The organism is Croceibacterium atlanticum, assembly GCF_001008165.2.
Lineage (GTDB): Bacteria > Pseudomonadota > Alphaproteobacteria > Sphingomonadales > Sphingomonadaceae > Croceibacterium_C > Croceibacterium_C atlanticum.
Map to the genome: position 1 here is coordinate 166,957 of NZ_CP011452.2, position 23,132 is coordinate 190,088.

At 62.9% G+C, this 23,132-nt stretch carries 19 protein-coding genes; 4 read left to right on the forward strand and 15 right to left on the reverse strand.

The features are described from left to right. The first annotated feature begins 13 nt into the window (after positions 1–13). The gene (locus tag WYH_RS00870; protein ID WP_046902323.1) at positions 14–1,408 is read left to right on the forward strand and encodes a DEAD/DEAH box helicase; all 1,395 of its coding nucleotides are present in this window, start codon (positions 14–16) and stop codon (positions 1,406–1,408) included. A gap of 256 nt (positions 1,409–1,664) precedes the next feature. On the opposite strand, the gene WYH_RS00875 is transcribed toward WYH_RS00870, so the two are convergent. After that, positions 1,665–3,368: a monovalent cation:proton antiporter-2 (CPA2) family protein gene (locus tag WYH_RS00875; RefSeq protein WP_046902324.1), complete on the reverse strand. Its 1,704-nt coding sequence runs from the start codon at positions 3,366–3,368 to the stop codon at positions 1,665–1,667. A 120-nt stretch (positions 3,369–3,488) separates the two neighbouring features. Next, positions 3,489–5,768 (reverse strand): ATP-dependent helicase, encoded by a 2,280-nt coding sequence (locus WYH_RS00880; protein ID WP_046904673.1) that lies wholly within the window; start codon positions 5,766–5,768, stop codon positions 3,489–3,491. Positions 5,769–5,912: 144 nt separating this feature from the next. Here WYH_RS00880 and WYH_RS00885 point away from each other — a divergent pair, with 144 nt between their 5' ends. Continuing rightward, on the forward strand, positions 5,913–6,401 hold the full coding sequence (locus tag WYH_RS00885; protein WP_046902325.1) for a hypothetical protein: 489 nt from the start codon (positions 5,913–5,915) through the stop codon (positions 6,399–6,401). A gap of 21 nt (positions 6,402–6,422) precedes the next feature. Here WYH_RS00885 and rsmD read toward each other — a convergent pair whose 3' ends face one another. Together rsmD and WYH_RS00895 are read right to left on the reverse strand one after the other, a co-directional pair. Continuing rightward, the gene (rsmD, locus tag WYH_RS00890; RefSeq protein WP_046902326.1) at positions 6,423–6,977 is read right to left on the reverse strand and encodes a 16S rRNA (guanine(966)-N(2))-methyltransferase RsmD; all 555 of its coding nucleotides are present in this window, start codon (positions 6,975–6,977) and stop codon (positions 6,423–6,425) included. Then, positions 6,974–7,738: a pseudouridine synthase gene (locus tag WYH_RS00895; protein ID WP_046902327.1), complete on the reverse strand. Its 765-nt coding sequence runs from the start codon at positions 7,736–7,738 to the stop codon at positions 6,974–6,976. Before WYH_RS00895 ends, rsmD begins: the two co-directional genes overlap by 4 nt. 184 nt (positions 7,739–7,922) lie before the next feature. Here WYH_RS00895 and WYH_RS00900 point away from each other — a divergent pair, with 184 nt between their 5' ends. Then, on the forward strand, positions 7,923–9,269 hold the full coding sequence (locus WYH_RS00900; RefSeq protein ID WP_046902328.1) for an AmpG family muropeptide MFS transporter: 1,347 nt from the start codon (positions 7,923–7,925) through the stop codon (positions 9,267–9,269). 21 nt (positions 9,270–9,290) lie between these two features. Here the strand turns inward: WYH_RS00900 and WYH_RS00905 are convergent, their stop codons facing one another. From WYH_RS00905 to WYH_RS00950, 10 genes are all read right to left on the reverse strand, one after another. After that, a complete protein-coding gene (locus WYH_RS00905) occupies positions 9,291–10,601 on the reverse strand; it encodes a bifunctional folylpolyglutamate synthase/dihydrofolate synthase (RefSeq protein ID WP_046902329.1) in 1,311 nt (436 codons plus the stop codon). Positions 10,602–10,619: 18 nt separating this feature from the next. After that, positions 10,620–11,468 (reverse strand): acetyl-CoA carboxylase, carboxyltransferase subunit beta, encoded by an 849-nt coding sequence (gene accD, locus WYH_RS00910; RefSeq protein WP_046902330.1) that lies wholly within the window; start codon positions 11,466–11,468, stop codon positions 10,620–10,622. Next, on the reverse strand, positions 11,465–12,256 hold the full coding sequence (gene trpA / locus WYH_RS00915; protein WP_046902331.1) for a tryptophan synthase subunit alpha: 792 nt from the start codon (positions 12,254–12,256) through the stop codon (positions 11,465–11,467). Before trpA ends, accD begins: the two co-directional genes overlap by 4 nt. Continuing rightward, the gene (gene trpB, locus WYH_RS00920) at positions 12,253–13,470 is read right to left on the reverse strand and encodes a tryptophan synthase subunit beta (protein ID WP_046902332.1); all 1,218 of its coding nucleotides are present in this window, start codon (positions 13,468–13,470) and stop codon (positions 12,253–12,255) included. Before trpB ends, trpA begins: the two co-directional genes overlap by 4 nt. A 7-nt stretch (positions 13,471–13,477) precedes the next feature. Continuing rightward, positions 13,478–14,113 carry a phosphoribosylanthranilate isomerase gene (locus WYH_RS00925; protein WP_082347706.1) on the reverse strand — a complete coding sequence of 212 codons (636 nt, stop codon included), beginning with the start codon at positions 14,111–14,113 and terminating at the stop codon, positions 13,478–13,480. Between the two features lie 38 nt (positions 14,114–14,151). Then, on the reverse strand, positions 14,152–14,826 hold the full coding sequence (gene pyrF, locus WYH_RS00930; protein WP_046902333.1) for an orotidine-5'-phosphate decarboxylase: 675 nt from the start codon (positions 14,824–14,826) through the stop codon (positions 14,152–14,154). Beyond that, positions 14,823–15,170 (reverse strand): LapA family protein, encoded by a 348-nt coding sequence (locus WYH_RS00935; protein ID WP_046902334.1) that lies wholly within the window; start codon positions 15,168–15,170, stop codon positions 14,823–14,825. The genes pyrF and WYH_RS00935 overlap by 4 nt, the downstream gene beginning before the upstream one ends. Positions 15,171–15,233: 63 nt before the next feature. After that, entirely contained in the window at positions 15,234–16,544 is a 1,311-nt protein-coding gene (gene purB, locus WYH_RS00940) for an adenylosuccinate lyase (RefSeq protein ID WP_046902335.1), read from the reverse strand. A 116-nt stretch (positions 16,545–16,660) separates the two neighbouring features. Continuing rightward, positions 16,661–18,808, reverse strand: a complete 2,148-nt coding sequence (locus WYH_RS00945) for a TonB-dependent receptor plug domain-containing protein (protein ID WP_046902336.1) — start codon at positions 18,806–18,808, stop codon at positions 16,661–16,663. Between the two features lie 188 nt (positions 18,809–18,996). Next, entirely contained in the window at positions 18,997–19,470 is a 474-nt protein-coding gene (locus tag WYH_RS00950) for a hypothetical protein (protein WP_046902337.1), read from the reverse strand. Positions 19,471–19,620: 150 nt separating this feature from the next. On the opposite strand from WYH_RS00950, the gene WYH_RS00955 reads away from it, so the two are divergent. Then, positions 19,621–22,398, forward strand: coding sequence for a DUF3857 domain-containing transglutaminase family protein (locus WYH_RS00955; RefSeq protein ID WP_046902338.1), 2,778 nt, complete (start codon positions 19,621–19,623; stop codon positions 22,396–22,398). Positions 22,399–22,410: 12 nt separating this feature from the next. Here WYH_RS00955 and radC read toward each other — a convergent pair whose 3' ends face one another. Continuing rightward, a complete protein-coding gene (gene radC / locus WYH_RS00960; protein WP_046904675.1) occupies positions 22,411–23,115 on the reverse strand; it encodes a RadC family protein in 705 nt (234 codons plus the stop codon). Between the last annotated feature and the right edge of the window lie 17 nt (positions 23,116–23,132).

The following is a 23,132-nucleotide window of genomic DNA, read 5'->3' on the forward strand; positions in this document are numbered from 1 at the left end:
CATTGCACACCATATGAATTTTGCCGATCTCGGCCTCTCTGACGAATTGCTGCAAGCGGTTGAAGCCGCTGGCTATACCGAGCCTACGCCGATCCAGGCGCAGGCGATCCCGCAGGTCCACATGATGAAGGATCTGATCGCAATCGCGCAGACGGGCACGGGCAAGACGGCGAGCTTCGTGCTGCCGATGATCGACATTCTGGCCGCCGGCCGCCGCCGCGCGCGGATGCCGCGATCCCTGATCCTGGCGCCCACCCGCGAACTGGCCATGCAGGTCGCGGAAAATTTCGAGAAATACGGCGTCAATCACGATCTCAAGATGGCGTTGCTGATCGGCGGCGTGCAGATGGGCGATCAGGTCAAGGCGCTGGACGAAGGCGTGGACGTGCTGATCGCGACTCCGGGCCGGCTGATGGATCTGTTCGAGAGGGGCAAGATCCTCCTGACCGGCTGCGAATTGCTGGTGATCGACGAAGCGGATCGCATGCTCGACATGGGCTTCATCCCGGATATCGAATCCATCTGCGAAAAATTGCCGACCAACCGGCAGACGCTGCTTTTTTCGGCGACGATGCCGGGACCGATCAAGAAGCTGGCCGACCGCTTCCTGACCAATCCGAAATATATCGAGGTTGCCCGCCCGGCGACGGCGAATATCAATATCGCCCAGTTCAAGGTGAAGGTGACGCCGCGCAAGAAGCGCGAGGCGTTGCGCCAGTTGTTGCGGACGGACGATGTGCATACGGCGATCGTTTTCGCCAATCGCAAGACGACAGTGCGCGATCTGAACAAGAGCCTGAAGCGCCACGGTTTCGCGACAGGTGAAATCCATGGCGACATGGATCAGTCGAGCCGCATGGCGGAACTCGCCCTGTTCAAGAGCGGGGAGATCAACATCCTCGTCGCGTCAGATGTGGCCGCGCGCGGTCTCGACGTGAAAGGCGTGAGCCATGTCTTCAATTTCGACACGCCCTGGCATCCGGACGATTACGTTCACCGGATCGGCCGCACTGGCCGGGCAGGGGCGAAGGGACGTGCCTTTACCTTCGTGACCCCCGAAGACGCCGAAGCCATTGCCAATGTCGAAAAACTGACCGGCATCGAAATTCCCGTCTTCGAGTTCGCCGATGGCGACGGCAAGGAACAGGAAAGCGACAAGGCGCCCGCCGAGAGCAAGCCTGTTGCGGACAAACCCAAGCGGAGCCGCAGCCGCAAGTCCGAAAGCAAGTCTGACGACACACCCCGGGCCGGAGAGAGGGCCGAGCCGAAAGCCAAGGCCGAAGCGAAGCCCAGGCGTGAAGCGCGCAAGCCGCGCCGCACGGAGCCGGCTCAGGAAGCCGCGCAACCGGGCAAGCCGGGCGAATGGAACGGCCCGATCCCCGATTTCCTCAATATTTCAGCGGGCTGACCGCCTCCGATTGTCGCGTGAATGAAGCGGGCGCCGCAGGGCGTTCGCTGATTTCGTGTGTCTGATTCAGACGGCGCGTTGGACGGTTGGGCTGACCTGGCCGGACCGGACAGATTGCGCCCCTCCCACTAATATGGGCAGACCTCTGCCAGAGGGCGGCCCAGACCCGACCTCGCAAAGAGCTGGCTGCCGGAATCAGCTGGCGGCGCGGGAGCAGGAAAGTGCGCTTGGCGGAAACCTGCCACTTGCGCGATCTTCAGATATTCGATCGTTCCTGTTCGATGATTGCGTTCGCCGTCTCATCCGGAATGCCGGTGGCAATCAGCACGGCTTCGGAAAGCTGCAGACCGGCCTCGGTCGTTTCCGGAATCGCCATTTCCGCCCCGCAATTTTTCAGGGCCCGCGCGTGGGCCGGGTCTTTCGCGCGGGCATAGATCGGCAGATGCGGATGGGCTTTGTGCAGCGCGCTTACCACTGCTTCGGCCCCGGCGCGGCGATCCATGGTTGAAATGAAGGCGATCGCCGTGTCGATCCCTATTTCGCGCAGGAAGCGGTCATTGCTGGCATCGCCGTAATGGATCGGCAGGCCGGCATTGCGTTCCCGCGCCACGAGATCGGCATCGCTATCTATCGCCAGATAGGGAATGCGTTGATCTTCCAGTATCTTGCCGATGGCCCGGCCGACGCGGCCAAACCCGCCGATAACCACGCGCCGGTCAGCATTCTCCGCATCCGGACCGGCAATATCCATGGCATGTGCTGCGGAAAGTTTCTGCCCCACCCGGCGCCCCAGCGCGGCAAGCAGCGGGGCGGTGAACATGGTGACGACGACGACAAGCACGACGAATTGCGCCACGCCCACCGATATCACCCCGGCCGCCGTCCCGGCAGCCACGGCAACCAGCGCGAATTCCCCGCCTTCGCCAAGAAGTATGGAAATCTCCGCTGCAATCGCCGTGGAATGGCGGAAGATGCGTGCGAGCAGGAACAATATGGCTGCCTTCAGTGCGATCAGCCCCAATGCGGCAAGCAGCACATATTCGGCCTGGTCCCAGACGGCTGTAACATCGAGCTGCATGCCCACCGAAATGAAGAACAGGCCGAGCAGAAGGCCCTTGAACGGTTCGATATCGTTATGGATCTGGTGCCGGTATTCGGTCGCCGCAAAGAGCAGGCCGGCAAGAAAGGCACCCAGCGCCATGGAAAGGCCAGCCACGGCAGTAACGGCCGAGGTTCCGATGATCAGCAGCAGGACGCAGGCCATGAACAATTCCTGGCTGCCGCTGCCGCCTGCATAGCGCAGCAGGGGGCGGACCAGGAAACGTCCGGCAAGGAAGATTGCCCCGATTACGGCGATTGCTTCCACCAGCGCAATCAGCCCGGCAACGGCACCCGTGCCGCCCTGGCTCGCGAATATGCCCACCAGGAACAATATCGGCACCACGGCGAGATCCTGCATCAACAATATGCTGAATGTCGCTCGTCCTGCTGTGGAACTCAGGCGGAGCTGTTCGGACAGCAATTGCATGACAATGGCGGTGGAAGACAGGGCCAGGCAAAGCCCGAGCAGAATGGCGGCCGGTATGTCCACACCCAGCCAATAGGCAGTGCCGCCAATGGCCACTGCGCTGACCACAATCTGGGCGGAACCGAGCCCGAAGACATCGCGCCGCATGTTCCAGATCTGGCGGAACGACATTTCCAGCCCGATGCTGAACAGAAGGAAGATGACGCCCAGTTCGCCGATTGCCTCGATCCCTTCCGTCTCGGTGATGACGACGAGTTCGAGGCTGGGAATGAGAGAGGTAAGGCGGCCGAGCCCATAGGGGCCGATCAGCAAACCGATGCACAGGAAACCCAGCACCGGGCTGATCCGCAGCCGCCGCACCAGCGGGACGATCAGCCCGGCTGCGGCGAGGAAGATCAGAACTTCGCGCAGATAGGGTATTCCGGCGTGCAAGGGCCTCTCCTGTGCGGTTTTCCGGGCGGGACATCAGCTGGCGTGGGGCTGCACCGCAGGAAACACGGGACCCGTCAGAGGATCAAGCTTCCATGGCTCTTTCTCCCGGCAGAAAGAGCTTCAGGCGAGTTTTACGAAACTGTCGATCACCCGCTTGGTGCCGCTGTTTTCGAATTCGATTTCCAGCTTGTTCCCTTCCTGATCGGTCACTGTGCCATAGCCGAACTTGTCGTGGAACACGCGGGCGCCGATGGCGATGTCGCCGCGTGGCTTGGCGGCGAAACTGGCGGCGCTGCGGCCCGGCTCCTTCAGCCTTTTGGGCGTGGAATCATATCCCGTGCTGAGTGCGCGCTGCCAGCCGGGGCCGCGCGACCGGGCGCGTTCGGGCCGGTCGCGGGAAACGTGGGCAAAGGGATCTTCCTGCTCGCTCCAGTTCGCGCGCCACAGGGATGCACCCCCGCTCATCGTGCTTTCCACTTCCACGTGCTCGTCGGGCAGTTCCTCTATGAAGCGAGACGGGATGGAACTGGTCCACTGGCCGTAAATCCGCCTGTTGGCCGCGTGGAAGATGGTGCAGCGGCGGCGCGCGCGGGTGATCGCCACATAGGCAAGGCGGCGTTCTTCCTCCAGGCTGGCCAGCCCGCCTTCATCCAGCGAACGCTGGCTGGGAAACACGCCTTCTTCCCAGCCGGGCAGGAAGACATGATCGAATTCCAGCCCCTTGGCCGCATGCATGGTCATGATGGTGATCTTTTCCTCATCATCGGCCGCGTCATTATCCATGACCAGGCTGACATGTTCGAGGAAATCGCCCAGCGTTTCATATTCCTCCATCGCCCGGGCCAGTTCGACGAGGTTTTCCGCACGTCCCGCGCTTTCGGTGGAACGGTCCGCTTTCAGCATCGCGTCATAGCCGGTTTCCTCCAGCACGGTGCGCAGCAGTTCTGACGGAGTGACTTTTTCGGCCATTTCACGCCAGCGCAGGAAATCGCCCATCAGCGCGCCAATCGTCCCGCGCGCGCGGGCGGGCAGTTCGTCCGTATCCGCCAGATCCAGCGCCGCGGCTGCCAGCGGCAGGCCCTGCCGCCTTGCATGGGCATGCATCTTTTCCAGCGTCTTGGCCCCGAGCCCGCGCTTTGGCTGGTTGTAGATCCTTTCAAATGCGAGATCGTCCTGCGGCTGGGCGATTACACGCAGATAGGCCAGGGCATCGCGGATTTCGGCCCGTTCGTAGAAACGGAAGCCGCCGACGATGCGGTAATTGAGGCCGATCTGGATGAAACGGTCTTCGAATTCGCGGGTCTGGTATTGGGCCCGGACAAGGATCGCCACTTGTTCCAGCGGTGCGCCTTCGCGTTCCAGCCGCTCGATCTCCTCACCCACGCGGCGCGCTTCCTCCGGCGCGTCCCACACGCCGACGATGCGCAGTTTCTGCCCTTCCGGCAGTTCGGTCCACAAGGTCTTGCCCAGCCGCTCGCTATTGGCGGCGATCAGCCCGGAGGCGGCGGCGAGAATCTGGGGGGTGGAGCGATAATTCTGTTCCAGCCGGATCACTTTCGCGCCGGGAAAATCCTTCTCGAAGCGCAATATATTGGCCACTTCGGCCCCGCGCCACGAATAGATCGACTGGTCATCATCCCCGACGACACAGATATTCTTCCGTTCCTGCGCCAGCAGCCGGAGCCACAGATACTGGACGGCATTGGTGTCCTGATATTCGTCCACCATCACATATTTGAAGCGCTGCTGATATTGCGCCAGCACGCTCCTATCGCGGCGGAAGATATTCAGCATGTGCAACAGCAGATCGCCGAAATCGCAGGCATTCAGGCTCTTCAGCCGATCCTGATAGAGCCTGTACATCTCCTGCCCGCGGCCATTGGCGTAACTTTCATTTTCCAGCCGGTCGAGGTCTTCCGGATTTAGACCGCGATTCTTCCAGCGGTCGATCAATCCGGCCAACTGCCTGGCGGGCCAGCGCTTTTCATCCAGTTTCTGATCCGCGATCAATTGTTTCAGCAGGCGCTGCTGATCGTCCGGGTCGATGATCGTGTAATTGCTTTCCAGCCCGACCAGTTCTGCATGTCGGCGCAGCATCTTGGCGCAAATCGAATGGAAAGTGCCGAGCCAGGGCATCCCTTCCACCGCTTCCCCGATCAGTTGACCGACACGGTGGCGCATTTCGCGCGCGGCCTTGTTGGTGAAGGTGACGCACAGGATCTCGCTCGGCCATGCCTGGCGGGATCGGATCAGATAGGCCAGCCGCGCAGTCAGCGCCGCGGTTTTCCCCGTGCCCGCACCGGCCAGCATGAGCACGGGGCCATCCGTGGTCAGCACGGCTTCCTTTTGCGGCGGATTCAGGCCGTCGAGCCAGGCGGGGGCAGCTTCCGGGGGAGTCATGGGCGAGGGCAGAGGCGTATCGTTCACAGCGAACAGCTAGGGAACATACGCAATGCGCGCAAGCATGAGCCATGCCAGGGATCGGAACCAGCCGGAGAACAGGCCGTCTGTCTGGAAAGAGGGTTCTGCCAAGGAGGACTATTCATGCGAAATACGATCTTCATCGGCGCCGTCGCCGTGGCATTGGGGGCGGGTGGTGCGCCGCTTGCAGCGCAGGCGGATATTCCATCCACCGAAGTCCTGGCAGAGCGGCAGGCGATCGTGGAGAGCTGGCCAGCCCCCCAACAAGCCTCTTACGAGAGGCTCCCGTCCGATCTCCGCGAATATTTCTGGACCTTGCCCGCCATGCAGTGGGAGGCTTTCTGGATCTTGTCCCAGGAACAGGTCCGCGGGATCATGCGATTGCGGCCTGAAGAGCAGGAACAGGTGTGGCGAGAGATCGAATACAAGCTGGCCACGCTCGACCCGAGCGAGTTCGAAGGACGGCCGACGATCACCTATACTATCCCCAACAATTACGGGCCGCCGCCCGCTTCTGCGCTGAACAGGGATTATCCGGTGTGCGGCGGCGATATCCAGGACGAGTGCATTTCTCCGGGTGAGGCCGAAGATGCAGGCGAACCGGGCAGCTGACGCAGCAGTCCGGGGTAACGATCAGCCTTCCGGTTCGGGCGCGCGCAGAAGCGTGATTCGCGCTGCGCCGCTTTCGCGTTCTGCCTCAACTTGCAGGGAACGCACATTCGCATCCTCCCCCCGGGCCGTTTCCAGTGCGATCCAGCTGGCCGGGCCGATCCAGCCGAGGCGATTCAGCTTGTCGAGCGCCACTGCGCCGGCCCCGCTGCCATAGGGCGGATCGAGCAGGATCAGGTCCACCGGCTTGGGCGCCTTGCCAAGCTGCATCACCGATATTGCGCGCACATCGCATTGCGGCTGGGCTCGCAAGGCGGCGATATTGGCGCGCAGCGAACGGAGAGCGGCAGCATCGTTTTCCGCAAACAGGCAATGCGCGGCCCCGCGTGAAAGCGCCTCCAGCCCGAGCGCGCCCGATCCGGCGAACAAATCCGCGACCGTCAGCCCTTCGAATGTGCCCAGGCGGCTGGCGAGCATGGAAAACAGCGTTTCGCGCGTGCGGTCTGCCGTGGGCCGCGTGGCATCGCCTGGGGGCGATTTCAGCGGACGGCGGCGCCATTCGCCGGCAATGATCCTCATCCGCGCTTCCCCTTCTTCAGGGAGGAGCGGAAACGTTCGAGATCTTCCTTGCGGATTTCCACCGCGGCGCCCTTGGGCAGGTCGAGCAATTCGAAAGGACCATAGGCAGTGCGTATAAGGCGCGAGACCTTGAGACCGAGATGTTCGAGCACGCGGCGGATTTCGCGGTTCTTGCCTTCGGTCAGGCTCATTTCGATCCAGTGCTGGCGGCCGCTGCGGCGTTCCAGATTGGCTTCGATCCGGCCATATTTCACGCCGTCCACCTCGATGCCGTCAAACAGGTCTTCCAGCTGCGGCTGCGTGACTTCGCCGAATGCGCGCACGCGATAAGTGCGCGGCACTTCGGATGAAGGCAGTTCCATCGCGCGTTTCAGCTCTCCATCATTGGTGAGCAGCAGCAGGCCTTCGGTATTGAGATCGAGCCGGCCCACCGGCATCAGCCGCGGAGTGCCGGGCGGCAGCGAATTGCGCAAAGCCGAATAGATCGTCGGCCTTCCGCGCGGGTCACGCTCTGCCGTGATCAGCCCCGCCGGTTTGTGGAACGCGAACAGGCGCGTTCGTTCCGGCTTGGCCACGGGATTGCCATCCACTGTCACGCCCCGAAGGCCGGTGAGTATGGTTGCCGGCGTATCCAGCACCTTCCCGTCGAGCGCGATACGCCCGTCGGCAATCATGCGTTCCACTTCGCGGCGACTGGCCACGCCCGCACGGGCGAGCAATTTCGCTATTCGGTCGCCCTTGCCGGGCTCGGTTTCTGACATGCCCGCGCCATAGCGGTGCGCGGCGAGGTTTCATAGCGGGCGTGACGTTTTGCCAACCGAGACCAATGGCGGAAAGGATTGCGCGGCAGGCTTTCCCGCGGAATCTCCTGCCGCTAGGATGCGGGTTCAAATCGGGTTCCGCCGGGCCAACCGGACGGACGATCCCGAATAATGAAAGGGCCGCATGGACCAGCCGAGCGAACAGTCGATCCCAGCCGAACGGCGCAGCCTCTGGGAATCGGTGCACCCCTATCTGGAGAAGGAATCGCTCGCCTCCTTCTTCCTCGGCGTGTCTTCCGGCTTCCCCTTCGCCATGATCGGCGCAACGCTGACCACGCGCCTTGCCCAGAACGAGATCGACAAATCGACGATCACGGCCTTTGCGCTGGCTTTTTTTGTCTACAATCTCAAACCCTTATGGGCGTGGGTGGTCGATGGTGTCAGGCTGCCGATTATCGGCGCATTGGGACAGCGCGTTTCCTGGATGGTCGTGGCCGGCCTGCTGGTGATCGCTGCCACTTTCAATCTGGCGCTGGTGGATCCGGGGGCGGATATTGCCTGGACCGCCACATCGGCGGTGCTGGTGGGCCTGGCGGGCGCCACATTCGACATCGTGATCGATGCCTATCGTATCGAAACGCTGAAACCCTATCAGCTCGGCACCGGATCGGGGATGAGCCAGTATGGCTGGCGAGTGGGGGCTGCGGCGGCGGGTGCTCTCGCGCTGGTGCTGGCCGCGCGATATGGCTGGTCGATCGCCTATATGGCCTGCGCGATATTCGCTCTGCCGGCCATGATTACCGCATTGGTCCTGGGAGAGCCTCCGCGTCGGCAATTCGTGGCGAAGAAAAAGGGATTCGGAGAGATCTGGAACTCGATCTCCGGTCCCTTCGTCGAATTCTTCCGCCGTTCAGGGGCCTGGCTCGTCCTGCTGTTCATCCTTGTCCACAAGATCGGCGATACGCTGGCCAATCTGACTTTCCGCCTGCTGTTCGACGATCTGGGTTTCTCCAATGACGAGATCGCGATCTACGATATCGGCGTCGGGTTCTGGGCGCTGATCATCGGCGTGTTTGTTGGCGGCATTCTCTATTCCAGGCTGGGCCTGAAAAAGGCGGTGCTGATCGCTTTGGTGCTGATGTGCATTTCCAATGCCAGCTTTGCCCTGCTGGCGATGGCCGGCCATTCCAATATCGGCATGGCGGCGGCCATCGGGTTCGAGAATTTCGCCAGCGGATATGGCGGCATCGTGGTGGTCGCCTATTTCTCCGCCTTATGCGATCTGCGGTTCACCGCCGCCCAATATGCGCTGATTTCAGCCGCTGCGAGCGCGGTCGGCCGATTGCTGACCGCCGGGACTGCCGGCAGCCTGATAGAAGCGATGGGCTATGTGAATTTCTACGTCCTGACGACGTTTCTGGCCGTGCCCGGCATCGTGCTGTTCTGGTGGATGATGCGCACCGGGCTGGTCGATGCGGCCATGGGAACGGCAGGCGAAGTGGGCGAAGGGGATGCGCGGTCCGATCCGTAATTTACGGATCGGAACCGGCAATCAGTCCGGCACTTCCTCGTTCTTCTGCAGGACCTTGCCCGCCAGATAGAGCGATCCTGCGATCAGGACCGGCAGGCCGTCATCGGGGATGTTCTTCAACGCCGTCATGATATCGGGCGCCCACACTGCCTTGTCGGCATAGGATTCCGCGCCATGGGCATCGCTGCCGTCAATGGGGACGGCGGTGATCGTCTTGAGCTTGCCCTTCAACGGATCGAGAATCGCGTCAGGATAGCGGTTGGAGAGCATGCCGATGATCAGGTGCAGGCCATCCGTTTCCGCGAAATGGCGGCCAAGGGCGAGGCCGGCATCGACATTATGGCCGCCATCCAGCCATACTTCGCGGCCCGGGACCAGCGCGGACAGCGGCCCCTGGCCGAGCAATTGCATTCGTGCGGGCCAGCGCGCGGTGCGGATACCTTCCGCCATGGAAGCGGGGGAGACGTTCACCTCGTCCTGATGGCGCAGCAGGGCCACGGCCAGTGCGGCATTATCGCCCTGGTGGCGGCCGGGCAGAGCGGGCAGGGGCAGCGTCAGCTCCCCGAAACGGTCCCGATATTCGATCGTCCCGTTTTTGCCCTGGCCCACTTCGGCCCACCAGTCGCGGCCGCGCATATGCAGCGGGGCGCCAGCCAGACCGGCGATCCGTTCAATCTCCAGCGCCATGTCTTCGCGATAGGATTGCGTGATCAGCGGCGATCCGGGCCGTGCGATACCTGCCTTTTCAAAGGCGATTCGCACCATTGGCTCTTCCGGCGCGCCGGGTTCCGGCACCAGCAGGAAGGCTTCGTGGTCAATGCCCAGCGTGGCGATGCCGCAGGCGGCGGGCCGTTCCATGACATTGGTCGCATCCAGGCGGCCGCCAAGGCCCACCTCGATCACGCAGGCATCGGCCGGATGGCGCGAAAAAGCGAGGAAAGTCGCCGCAGTGGTGACTTCAAAGAAGCTCGGCCCCAGGCTTTCCCCGATATCGAGAACTTCCTTGAGCAGTGAGGCCAGTTCCGCATCCGAAACCAGTTCGCCGGCCAGCCTTATGCGTTCGTTATAGCGGACCAGATGGGGCTTGGTGGCGGTGTGGACCACCTTGCCATCCGCCTCCAGAATGGCGCGCAGATAAGCGCAGGTTGAACCCTTGCCATTGGTCCCGGCCACATGGAAAACGGGCGGCAGGCGGTTCTGCGGATCGCCCAGCAGGCGCAGCAATTCATGGACGACTTCCAGCCCGATGCGGCCCTGCGGCAGCGAAAGCTGGGCCAGACGGTCAAGCTGGGCCTGAACCGCCGGATCCTCGGAGGCTGCGAAATCCTTCATTTTTTCGGGGGCCTTCGTTCAGGCGGCTTCCGCGGGGGCGAGATAGCCGAGCAGGCGGGCCAGCTCGTGCTTCAGCTCCTTGCGATGCACCACCATGTCCACCATGCCGTGCTTGTGCAGATATTCGGCGCGCTGGAACCCTTCCGGCAATTGTTCGCGGATGGTTTCCTGGATCACGCGCTGTCCGGCAAAGCCGATCAATGCACCGGGTTCCGCCAGATGGATATCGCCCAGCATGGCGTAGCTGGCCGTAACGCCGCCCGTGGTCGGATCGGCCAGCACCACGATATAGGGCAGGCCCGCTTCCTTCAGCCGGCGTGTCATCACCGTGGTGCGCGGCATCTGCATCAGCGACAATATGCCTTCCTGCATCCGCGCGCCGCCCGCGGCGGTCACGACCACGAAGCCGCAATTCTCGTCAATCGCGGTTTGCGCCGCATCGCAAAAGGCGGTGCCCACGGCCATGCCCATGGATCCGGCCATGAAGGTGAAATCCTGCACGCCGACCACGGCCTTCTGCCCTTGGATCCGGCCGAGCGCGGCGGTGAAGGCATCGCGGTGCGGATTGCTGGCACGGGCCTGTTTCAGGCGATCCGTATAACGCTTGGAGTCGCGAAATTTCAGCGGGTCTTCCTGCACCACGGGTTCGGGCAGCAATTCAAACCCTTCGTCCAGCAATTGCCCCAGCCGCGCATCGGCGCCGATGCGGCCGTGATAGTCGCAGCGCGTGCAGACGGAGAGATTCGCTTCATATTCCCGCGCGAACAGCATTTCATGACAGCGCGGGCATTTGACCCAGAGATTATCCGGGGTTTCGCGCTTGGAGGCGAAGGGCAGCGAATTGCGAACACGTGTAAGCCAGCTCATAGCGCGCCCTCTCGCGCGGAATGCACCGCCTTGGCAAGAGAGGCAGTGAGTTCGCGCAATCTGGCGGGCGCATCTTCCCCATGTTCGCCGACCAGTTCCACAAGCGCGGACCCGACCACTACGCCTTCGGCAACCCGCGCGATCGCGGCGGCCTGTTCGGGCGTGCGCACGCCGAAGCCTACAGCCACGGGCAGGTCGGTTGCCTTCTTCAGCCGGGCAACGGCCTGTTCGATCGAATCAAGCGCTGCCTGCTGCTGGCCGGTGATGCCCGCGACGGAGACATAATAGAGGAACCCGCCCGATCCATCGAGAACGGCCGGAAGCCGCGCATCGTCCGTGGTCGGCGTGGCGAGGCGGATGAAATCCACCCCGGCGGCGCGCAGGGCAGGGCCAAGATCGGGGTCTTCTTCCGGTGCCAGATCGACGCAGATCACGCCGTCCACGCCGCATCCCTTTGCCTCGCCCGCGAACCATTCCGGCCCGCGGCGGACCATGGGATTGGCATAGCCCATCAGCACCAGCGGCACATCCGGATGCCGTTCACGGAATTCATTGGCGATCATCAGCACGTCGCGCGTGGTCGTGCCCTTGCCAAGGCTGCGCAGATTGGCCGCCTGGATCGCCGGGCCATCGGCCATCGGATCGGTAAAGGGCATGCCCAGTTCGATCACATCGGCGCCGCCTTCCACGAGAGCGTCGAGATTGGCCGCCGTGTCGCCGTCACCGGCGGTGAGGAAGCAGAGAAGTGCGGGATGGCCTTTGGCGAAGGCGTTGGAAAGGCGGCTCACAGATCGAACCCCAGCGCTTCGGCCACGGTGAAGATGTCCTTGTCTCCCCGGCCGGAAACATTGACGAGGATGATCTGGTCCTTGCCATATTGCTTGGCAATCTTGGGCAGCACGGCCAGCGCATGGGCGCTTTCCAGTGCCGGGATGATGCCTTCCAGCTTGCAGCATAGCTGGAACGCCTCCAGCGCCTCGTCATCGGTGACGGGCATGTATTTCACGCGGCCGCTTTCATGCAGCCAGCTATGTTCGGGGCCGATGCCCGGATAATCCAGCCCGGCGCTGATCGAATGCGCTTCGGTGATCTGGCCGTCTTCGTCCTGAAGCAGATAGGTCTTGTTGCCGTGCAGGATTCCGGGTGCGCCGCCGGTCAGGCTGGCGGCATGCTTGCCGCTTTCAATGCCGAGCCCGGCCGCTTCGGTGCCGATCATTTCCACGTCAGGATCGTCAAGGAAGGGATGGAACAGGCCGATCGCATTCGATCCGCCGCCCACGGCCGCCAGCAGCAGGTCCGGCAGCTTGCCCGTGCGGGCGAGCAATTGTTCACGCGCTTCGCGGCCGATCACGCTCTGGAATTCGCGTACCAGTTCCGGATAGGGATGCGGGCCTGCGGCAGTGCCGATGATGTAGAACGTATCATGCACATTCGCGACCCAGTCGCGCAGCGCCTCGTTCATCGCATCCTTCAGCGTCTTCGCACCCGATTCCACTGGCACGACTTCCGCGCCGAGCAGCTTCATGCGGAAGACATTGGGCCGCTGCCGTTCCACATCGGTGGCGCCCATATAGATCACGCAGGGCAGGCCGAAGCGTGCGCAAACCGTGGCCGTGGCCACGCCGTGCTGGCCCGCGCCGGTTTCCGCGATGATCCGCGTCTTGCCCATGCGGATGGCGAGCAGGATCTGGCCGATGCAATTATTGATCTTGTGCGCGCCGGTGTGGTTCAGCTCTTCCCGCTTGAACCAGATTTGCGCGCCGCCCAGATGTTCGGTCAGCCGTTCCGCGAAATAGAGCGGGCTGGGCCGGCCGACATAATGTTCCAGCAGATCGTCAAACTGGGCCTTGAAGGCGGGATCGGCCTTGGCCGCCCGAAATTCCTTCTCCAGCTCCAGTATCAGCGGCATCAGCGTTTCGGCGACATAACGTCCGCCGAACTGGCCGAAATGCCCGCGATCGTCGGGCTGGTTCATGAAAGAGTTGGGTTTCTGTTCAGTCATATCGCTATCAGCTTTCGCGGGCCGCTTGGCAGAAGGCCCTGATCCTGTCCACGTCCTTCACGCCGGGTTCGCTTTCGACACCGGAAGAGGTGTCCACCAGAGAGGCGCCGGTCTGGCGGATTGCCTCTGCTACATTGTCAGGCGTGAGGCCGCCCGCAAGCCCCCACGGCATTTCGTGCCGGTGATGGGCGAGCAGCGACCAGTCGAGCGCCAGGCCGTTTCCGCCCGGCAGCTTGCCCGCCGCCGCGTCATAAAGCAGCCGATCCGCCGCGCCCCTGAATTTCAGCGCCCGTTCCAGCGAACCTTCATCCTTGACGCCGATCGCCTTCCAGATTTCCAGCGATGTATGCTGTTTGAGCACGGCCAGCCATTCGGCGGTTTCCTTGCCGTGAAACTGCACCACGTCGGGCTGCACGGCCTGCAATGCCTCCACCGTGGGCTGCGCCTCCATGCTGACCAGCAGCAGCACGGCCTTCACCCGTTCGGGAATGCGGCGGCGCAGCTGTGCGGCCTGTTCCAGCGAGACATGGCGCGGGCTGGGTTCGTAATGCACGAGGCCGATATGAGTCGCCCCTGCATCGACCGCCGCATCCACCGTTTCGGGCGTGGAAAGGCCGCAGATCTTGATCATCATTTCAGACATGTGGGCGCTCTAGGCAACTCGCCCGGCCGGAGAAAGTCCTAAAGCGTCGCCTCGATCGCGCGGGCGGCTTCCACGGGATCGTCGGCGCGGCTGATCGGGCGGCCGATCACCAATACGCTGGCGCCATCGTCACGCGCCTGGCGAGGGGTGACGACACGTTTCTGATCGCCTGCCGCGCCGCCTGCCGGGCGCAGGCCGGGCACGACGAAGAACCCGTCCTTCCACTGGCGGCGAACTTCGGCGACTTCATGGCCCGAACACACGATACCATCCAGCCCGGCCTCTTCCGCCAGCCCGGCAAGGCGCATCACCTGATCGCGCGGCGTGCCGGAAACGCCTGCCCTGCCGAGATCCCGCTCATCCAGGCTGGTCAGCATGGTCACGGCCACCACCTTGGTTCCTGCGGCCGCGGCGGCCTTGGCATCTTCCATCATTGCACGTCCGCCACTGGCATGGATCGTGACGATGGCGGGTTCCAGGACATGGATCGCCTGCATCGCGCCCGCCACCGTATTGGGGATGTCATGCAGTTTCAGGTCGAGGAAGATCGGCAGGCCGGTATGGGCCAGTTCATACACGCCGTGATGGCCGTGGGCGCAGAAGAATTCCAGCCCCAGCTTGATCCCCCCGATATGCGCCTTGACCTTTTCGGCCAGCGCCCTGGCAGCATCGAGCCGGGGAAGGTCGAGCGCGAGATAGACCGGATTGCTCATGGGCGCAGCTTGTCCGCTTCTTCTTCGCCCGCATGGGGCGTTGCCGTGACAGGAGCCTCTTCGATTTCCGGCGTGTGGGCCGGGGCAACCGGGGTGAGGGCCTGCGTGCGGGCCGCATTCTCCAGCGAGGTGATACGCCGGCCCAAATGCCATTTTGTGCCGCGATGGAGCAGCCACATGGGGACAAGGCCGATCAGGAATGCGACTGCCACCAGCGCCGGAATCTTGGTTTCCAGAACCAGTCCTTCCCAGATCTTCACTTCGACCGGGGTCCAGTTGAAGATCGAGAAAATCAGCAGCGCGATCAGAAGCACCACCCAGACTATCGTGCGGATGATTTGCATGGTCTTGCTCCTCCTACGCGTCGGTATCGGATGCTAGGGCGATAGGGCGCATATTGGAAGGCTTCAGCCGAAAACCCGTTCGAAGATGTGATCCACCTGCTTGAAGTGGTAATCGAGGTTGAACTTGTCTTCCAGTTCGGCCTCGCTCATCGCGGCGGTCACTTCCGGATCCTGCTTCAGCAGTTCCAGCAGCGACAATGCGCCATCCGATTCCCACACCTTCATCGCGTTGCGTTGCACCAGGCGATAGGCGGTGTCGCGCGGCAGGCCGGCCTGGGTAAGCGCCAGCAGCACGCGCTGCGAATGTACGAGGCCGCCCATCCGGTCGAGATTTTTCTGCATCCGTTCGGGATAGACAATCAGCTTGTCCACCACGCTGGTCAGCCGGGCGAGCGCGAAATCGAGCGTGATCGTGGCGTCCGGGCCGATGAAGCGTTCAACCGAGGAATGTGAAATGTCCCGTTCGTGCCACAGCGCCACATTTTCCAGCGCGGGGATGGCATAGGACCGGATCATCCGCGCCTGCCCGGTCAGGTTTTCCGTCAGCACCGGGTTGCGCTTGTGCGGCATGGCGCTGGAACCCTTCTGGCCGGGGGAGAAATATTCTTCCGCCTCCAGCACTTCGGTCCGCTGCAGATGGCGCACTTCCACCGCCAGCCGTTCGATCGAACTGGCGATGACGGCCAGCACGGAAAAATACATCGCATGGCGATCGCGCGGGATCACCTGCGTGGACACTGTTTCAGCGGACAGGCCCATCTGTTCCGCCACATATTCTTCCACCGCAGGGTCGATATTGGCGAAAGTGCCGACAGCGCCAGAGATCGCGCAGGTGGCGATTTCTTCCCGCGCGGCAACCAGCCTTTTGCGGCAGCGGGCGAATTCGGCATAGGCCTGCGCCAGCTTGACGCCGAAGGTGGTCGGTTCGGCATGAATGCCGTGGCTGCGGCCGATCGTGGGAGTATATTTGTGCTCTTCCGCGCGGCGTTTGAGCGCGGCAAGCAATTCGTCCATGTCTTCCAGAAGGATGTCCGTCGCGCGGGCGAGCTGGACGGCCAGGGTTGTATCCAGCACGTCGGAGCTGGTCATGCCCTGATGCATGAAGCGCGCTTCGGGGCCGACCTGTTCCGCCACCCAGTCGAGAAATGCGATCACATCGTGCTTGAGCACGGCTTCCTTCGCGTCGATCGCGGCGACATCGATCTTCGGATCGGTCTTCCACCAGTCCCACAGCGCCTTCGGCCCGCTTTCGGGCACTACGCCGAGTTCACCGAGCTTCTGCGTCGCATGGGCTTCGATCTCGAACCAGATGCGATATTTCGATTCCGGCTCCCAGATCGCGGTCATGGCGGGGCGGGCGTAACGGGGGACCATTTCAAACTCCGAACGGCAGGCTGATATTTGCCGGCGTCGCTAGGCCCTTCATCCCGATCCTGCAATGCCGTAGAACGGGGCCGGGCGAGATTATGCCCGACCGGCCCCGATCGGTTTCAGAAGCTGGTGCTGAGCCCGATATTGATCGAACGGCCACGCCCCGGCACCGGCCGCAGCGCGCCAGTGGCCTTGAAGTCGCCGAGCGAAACCCCGCCGAGCGGGAGGTCGTAACCCTTGTCGAACAGGTTTTCCGCCTCGATGCTGAACCTTACGCCGGACAGCGTATAGGCAGCGCTGAGATTGAACAGGGCGTAGGAATCGGTTGCCGGTTCGTTACGGGTCGTATCCACCCGCGTCTTTTCATCCACCCATTCGAATTCGGCGCCCAGTTCCAGATCTCCCTGGCGATGGGCGAGGGCAATGGTCGCGTTGAAGGGCATCTGGCGATAGACGGGGCCGCCATCGGTCAGATTATTGCCTTCCAGCCAGGCCAGGGTGGCAGACAGGCTGGTGGCATTGCCATCGCTGTCGCGCCACAATTCGGCTGCGCCAGAAACGTCCACGCCGTAGAATTCCGCCTTCTGATTGGCGAATTGCAGCTGCACGAAGCCCGTGGGCATTCCCATCATGTCGGTCAGATCCTGCAGGAAGGCCGCATCGATATAATCATCGACATGGGTGTAATAGGGCGCGATCCGCAGCTGCCAGCCCTGGGCCGACCCGCCGAGGGAGAGTGCGGCGCTGATCGTGTCGGCCCGTTCCGGATCCAGATCCGGATTGCCGACATAACCATTGCCGTCGCCATACCAGCCGATCATCCGGCTCGCCATCGATCCGCGGCCCCAGCTGTAACGCTCGTAAAGATTGGGCGAGCGGGCCTTGTGGGCATAGCCGAGTTCGATCGAGGCGAGATCCGACAGGACGTAATTGAGCAGGATGGACCCGCTCCAATTATTGTCGGTCCGTTCGCGATCCGCGGCGTTGAAGGCGTTGGCGGCCATCACATCCGCCATCTGCATCATGCCGGTGCCATAGGGCTGCACATCGCCCGTATCCATTTCCACCCGGTCAATGCGGATGCCGGCCACGCTGGAAAGCCTGCCGGACCACTGCGCTTCCCATTCGACATAGGCACCGATCCTGTCGCGCGTGCCTTCATTGATGTTCACGAAAGTGTCGGGCCCCATCATCATGTTGCCCGGCACTGGCGGCCAGTAATCGTCCAGCCATTGATGATGATATTCAGCGCCCAGCTTCAGCGTATCGCGAGAGGAGAGGGGCAGGGACAGTTTGGCCGCACTGTCGAAACTGTGAACCTCGCTGTTCATCGGCATGGATCCGGGAAGCTTGTCTTCCAGGAAGTTCATCACGTGATCCGTGTCGCGATATGACGCTGTCAGGTCGATCTCGCCCCAGTCGTAACGCCCTTCATAGGCGCCGTTGATATACCAGGACTTGTTGGACACCATGTCCATATACTGGTTGGGGAAACCTTCATACGGCGCGAAGTGATATCCGCCCTTCAGCTTCAGCAGTCCCGCGCCGGTCTGGTAGGCGAGAGCCAGTGCGTGATCGGTCTTGGCATATTCGGTGGAGCGGACGAGCCCCTTGCTTCCGCCGCCATCATACTGGTCGGACTGGGTGTAGGACCCGGTATAGGTCGCGCTCAGTTTCTTCCCCGCCACGGTCAGTTTGAGCGCCCCGCCGAAACCGTCCCCGTTGGAACGGTAGAAGCTCGACACTTCTCCGGTCACCAGCAGGCTGTCGCTACTGCCGAACAGGGGCGGGGCCGATTCCACCGAAATGACACCGCCGATATTGTCACCGCCATGGCTGACCGGGGCGACGCCGGTCAGAACGCTGATCGAACCGATGCTTTGCGGGTCGGTGTAGGATAGCGGCGAATTCATGTCGTTCGGGCAGGCGATGTCGATCGTGACACCGTCAACCATGATGTTGACCCGCTGTTCGGACAGGCCGCGGATCGCCGGCATGGAGGAGAAGCCGCCGCCGGTCGCGGCGCTGACACCGGGCAGATCCGCCACGATGCTGGCCGTATCGCTGGTGCCCGCCTGCTTTTCGCTCAATGTGATCCGGTCGATCCGGGTCCCGACGATGGGCGCATTGATGATGGCGTCGGAGCCAATGGAAAGCGTGCCGTCTTCCGTGCTGCTTTCCGGCGTTTCCTGCGCGGCCACCGCCAAAGGTGCGGAGCAGCAAGTGGCGACAAGGGCGGCGCGAAGGGAAATATGTCTTCTGGTCATGTAAATTGTCCTGCTGGCCACCCTTGGCAGAGCGGCGCGGCCGGTCCGTTCGCGGATCCGGCGAATGCGTGGGTGCGCGCCGCGACGGCGCGCCTCCGGGCTGCGGGACAAGAGGATCGCACGGCCGCAAATGCCGCGCGTGATCGGGTTCGGATATGCAATCGGCCTTCGCCGCCGCGATCCCCCTGTCAGGCAGCGTGCGGCGGCCCTCTCAGCGGAGGCAGGGAATAGCGCCGCCTTTGCAGGACGGGGGCAATCAGCGGGGCGAAGCCCAGCGCGAGAATGAAGGCGAGCGCCAGAGCCAGCAGGAATGGATCTCCGCTGGCCATGCTGCTCAGCCCGATGGCGGAGAAGGCGCAATGATCATTGCCATGGCCGCCATCCTCCTGGCTGCCGATGGCATGGTTCCCATGCGTATCGGCCTTAACTGCATGGGCGGAGTGGGCATCGTGCCCGCCATGACCGGCATGAGCCATTGCAGCCGGTTCAGCCTGCAATGCACCGAAGGTCTGCCCGGCGCAGATCTGCAGGGTGATCCCTCCGCCCGCCAGAGGCACGATCATGTAACCCATCGGGACCAGCAATTTCACGAACAGCGCAATGGCCACCAGCAGGGCGAACATGCGGTAATGCCGCAGAAAAGGCTGGCGGATGAACTGCATGGAATGGAGCGTTTACGACGCGCGGCAGTGATTGTCATCCACCCGCGTTTCGATTTCCGGCCGCATCCGGCTAAATCATTGCTTTCGCAATTACTGCGTGGTCTTATTCGTTCTTCCGTCGGCAACCGTTCGCGACGGGAAGGGGAATGAATGAAAAGGATTGCCAGTTTTCTGGTCGGTAGCGCGCTTGTCTGCAGCGCGCCTGCTCTTGCCGGAGAGGAACCGATTTACGCGCCTGCCGGCGGTTGGGTGGACAAGGCAACGCTGCCGGCGGAAACTTCCGGCCCGCCGATCCTGCTGTTCGACGATCAGCGGCTGATCGAAGTGGGGCAGCTTTCTTCCTATATCGATCGCGCCATCCGGATCGACAATCCGCAAATGCTTTCCGCCGTGGGCACGCTTCAGGCGGCATGGCTGCCCGACAAGGGCGATCTGATCATCCACCGCATCGCGATCATCCGCGACGGGGAAGAAATCGATGTGCTGGCGGACGGTACGAAGTTCGAAATACTCCGCCGGGAAAGGCAGCTGGAACAGCGCATGCTCGATGGGTCCTATACCGCCACGCTGGCGGTTCCGGGCCTGCGCGTGGGCGACATTCTGCGCCTGAGTTATACGGTCACCCTGTCCGACCAGGCGCTGGATGAAGAAGTGCAGGCCGTGGCACCATTGCCCTCCAAACCGTTTGAGGCGCAGCAGGCGCGCGTGCGCATGTCCTGGCCCGATGGCGCTCCGGTCGAATGGCGCCTGACCGGAGGAGACGTGCAGCCGGAAGTGACGCGGCACGATGGGCTTACCTCTGTCGAAATCGGCCTGCCGCTGGATGAGCGGGACGAAATGCCGGTGGATGCCCCGGTCCGTTATCGCATGGCGCCGATGCTGATGGCCGGCACGTTCGATAGCTGGGAAGAAGTCAGCTCGATCATGGCGCCCCTCTATTCGACGGAAGGCACGGTGAAACCGGGCGGGGCGATTTCGCAGCAGGTTTCCGCGATAGAGGCCGCGCATGATGGCAAGCTGGAACGCGCCGTGGCGGCCCTGCGGCTGGTTCAGGACGAAATCGCCTATCTGCTCAATGGCATGGATGGCGGCAATTACATCCCGCAAAGCCCGGCGGAAACATGGGCCAAGCGTTTCGGTGACTGCAAGGCCAAGACGATGCTGTTGCTCGCCATGCTGCGCGAGATGGGCATAGAGGCAGAACCGGTGGTGGTCGCCACGCAGACCGGGGACGTGGTGCCCGAAATGCTGCCCATGCCGGCAGCATTTGACCATGTGATAGTCCATGCGGTGATAGACGGCACGGATTACTGGCTGGACGGTACCAGTAGCGGTGCCAGCATGGCAGTGGTGGAGGAAGTGCCCGCCTTCCATGTCGCCCTGCCTCTGCGCGAAGGCGGTGCCGCGCTGGTGGAAATGGCGCAGCGCCCGCAACAGGCGTTCGACAGCGTCAACCGCGTCACCTTCGACAATCGGGCAGGAGTGGACCTGCCGCTACTCTATGACGCGGAATGGACGCTCAGCGGACCGGCTGCCGGCCCGATTCGCGGCCTGATCGGTCAGGCATCCGAAGAACAGCTCAACAAGTATATCACCGGCTTCGCCGCCAACCGGCTGGGTGAAAACAGGGTCTTGAGCAGCGAACTGCGCTTCAACGAGGATTCCAACACCGCCACGGTGAAGGTCAGCGGGGTGATGGATTCGCCCTGGCAGTGGGAACGGGGGCGGGCCAGCCGTCTATTCTCCCTGCCGACCGCCGGCTTCAAATTCAGTCCCGACCGTTCGCGGGCGATCTGGCGCGATATTCCGGTGGCGATCCCCGGCCCATATTCCGAACGGACCGAAGTGACCGTGCTATTGCCTGAAGATGCCGGGGCTTACGAACTGGAAGGGGCGGAAAGCATCGACGAGGAAATCGCCACCGTCCGGCTGAAGCGCGAAGCCGGACTGGCAGATGGCGAGCTGACGATCATCGACAGCGCTGCTTATCCGGGCGGGGAATTGTCCCCGGAAGCGGCCAGGCAGGAACGGTCCCGCGCGGTCCGCTTCGGATCGGCGGAACTGCGCCTGCGGGCCCCGCGCGATACGCTGCGGCGGTATGATTCGGCGGATAATCGCGAACGCTTCGCCCCGCTGGAGGCCGCCTATACCACGCTGATCGAGGACGATCCGGACGAGATCGAGAATTACCGCATGCGCGCCCGCTTTCGCGCGGCGACGCTCGACCGCGAAGGGGCGATCGACGATCTCGATACGGTGATCGAGATGGAACCGGGCGCCAGCGTCTATCTCCAGCGCGCCCAATTGCTGAGCGAGGTCGGCGAGCTGGAGGCGGCGCTGGCCGATGCCCAGGCGGCGTGGGAGCTCTATCCCTCGATCGATGCGGCTTTCGCGCAGGCCAATATCCTGCCCTATCTGGGCCGCGTGGATGAAGCGATCGCGCTGCTGGAAGAACAGGGGGGTGACGCGCAGGAACGCCGCACCATCGCCACCACGATCAGCGAACTGGAAGCATGGGCCGGCAACAAGCAGCAGGGGCTGGAGCGGATCGACGAGATCCTGGCTACGCGGCCCGGCGATCCGGAAATGCTGAATGCGAAATGCTGGTATCAGGCGACATGGAACGTCCAGCCGGACGGGCTTGCCGAAATCTGCACCGAAGCGGTGGAGAAGGCTGACTGGTCGCCGCCGGTACTGGATAGCCGGGCGATGGGCTATTACCGGCTCGGCCGCTACCAGGACGCCCTGCGCGATCTGGATGCGGCATTGTCGGCCAGCCCGGACCAGTCCCCCAGCCTGTTCATGCGCGGCATCGTGCGGCGGGAAATGGGCGACCGGAAAGCTGGCGAGGCCGATATCCGCGCCGCGCTGGCCCGTCAGCCTTCGCTCGAACGTTTCTTCGCCCGCTTCGGTATCGAGGCGGACTAAGCCGACCCGAAGCTAGATCAGGCCCTTGGCGCGAAGGGATACATGCCCTTCGCGCCCGACGATCACGTGATCGTGGACGGTAATGCCCAGCAGCCGCCCGGCCTCGGCGATGCGGTGGGTGATCTGGATATCGGCCCGGCTCGGCTCCGCGTGGCCGCTGGGGTGGTTGTGGACCAGGATCAGCGCGCTGGCGCCGATATCCAGGCCGCGCCGGATCACTTCACGCGGATGGATGGCCGCTTCGTCAATCGTGCCATCGCCGACATGATGGTCCAGGATCAGCCGGTTGCGCGTATCGAGGAACAGCACGCGCACCCGCTCCACCGTCAGATGCGCCATGTCGATGGCGAGATAATCGAGCAGGGCCTGCCAGCTTCCCAGGACCGGCTTTTCCCGCACTTCGCTGCGCGCCATGCGGCGGGCGGCAAGGGCGGCGATTTTCAGCGCGCCGACACCGGCATCACCCATGCCCTTCACTTGTTTGAGCGCACCGGCATCGGCATTGAGTACTGCGGAAAGAGAGCCGAACCGTTGCAGCAGCGCCTTGGCCAGCGGCTTGGTATCTCCGCGCGCGCTGGCGCCGAAGAGCAGATATTCCAGCACTTCGTAATCGGCCAATGCTTCCGCACCGCCTTCAATCAGGCGCTGGCGCAGGCGGGCACGGTGGCCGGCGCCCCCATGTGCGGGCCGCGGCGGATCAGAACTTTCGCTGGACAAGAGAACCCCCTCCGAAC

Excerpts from the sequence above, each read along its gene's own strand:
- WYH_RS00870 (WP_046902323.1), top strand. The coding sequence starts at position 14 with ATGAATTTTGCCGATCTCGGCCTCTCTGACGAATTGCTGCAAGCGGTT.
- rsmD (WP_046902326.1), bottom strand. The coding sequence starts at position 6,977 with ATGAGGATCATTGCCGGCGAATGGCGCCGCCGTCCGCTGAAATCGCCC.
- WYH_RS00880 (WP_046904673.1), bottom strand. The coding sequence starts at position 5,768 with ATGACTCCCCCGGAAGCTGCCCCCGCCTGGCTCGACGGCCTGAATCCG.
- WYH_RS00945 (WP_046902336.1), bottom strand. The coding sequence starts at position 18,808 with ATGACCAGAAGACATATTTCCCTTCGCGCCGCCCTTGTCGCCACTTGC.
- pyrF (WP_046902333.1), bottom strand. The coding sequence starts at position 14,826 with ATGAGCAATCCGGTCTATCTCGCGCTCGACCTTCCCCGGCTCGATGCT.
- accD (WP_046902330.1), bottom strand. The coding sequence starts at position 11,468 with ATGAGCTGGCTTACACGTGTTCGCAATTCGCTGCCCTTCGCCTCCAAG.
- WYH_RS00935 (WP_046902334.1), bottom strand. The coding sequence starts at position 15,170 with ATGCAAATCATCCGCACGATAGTCTGGGTGGTGCTTCTGATCGCGCTG.
- WYH_RS00905 (WP_046902329.1), bottom strand. The coding sequence starts at position 10,601 with ATGAAGGATTTCGCAGCCTCCGAGGATCCGGCGGTTCAGGCCCAGCTT.
- WYH_RS00955 (WP_046902338.1), top strand. The coding sequence starts at position 19,621 with ATGAAAAGGATTGCCAGTTTTCTGGTCGGTAGCGCGCTTGTCTGCAGC.
- WYH_RS00885 (WP_046902325.1), top strand. The coding sequence starts at position 5,913 with ATGCGAAATACGATCTTCATCGGCGCCGTCGCCGTGGCATTGGGGGCG.
- trpB (WP_046902332.1), bottom strand. The coding sequence starts at position 13,470 with ATGACTGAACAGAAACCCAACTCTTTCATGAACCAGCCCGACGATCGC.
- WYH_RS00895 (WP_046902327.1), bottom strand. The coding sequence starts at position 7,738 with ATGTCAGAAACCGAGCCCGGCAAGGGCGACCGAATAGCGAAATTGCTC.
- purB (WP_046902335.1), bottom strand. The coding sequence starts at position 16,544 with ATGGTCCCCCGTTACGCCCGCCCCGCCATGACCGCGATCTGGGAGCCG.
- WYH_RS00900 (WP_046902328.1), top strand. The coding sequence starts at position 7,923 with ATGGACCAGCCGAGCGAACAGTCGATCCCAGCCGAACGGCGCAGCCTC.
- WYH_RS00925 (WP_082347706.1), bottom strand. The coding sequence starts at position 14,113 with ATGTCTGAAATGATGATCAAGATCTGCGGCCTTTCCACGCCCGAAACG.
- WYH_RS00950 (WP_046902337.1), bottom strand. The coding sequence starts at position 19,470 with ATGCAGTTCATCCGCCAGCCTTTTCTGCGGCATTACCGCATGTTCGCC.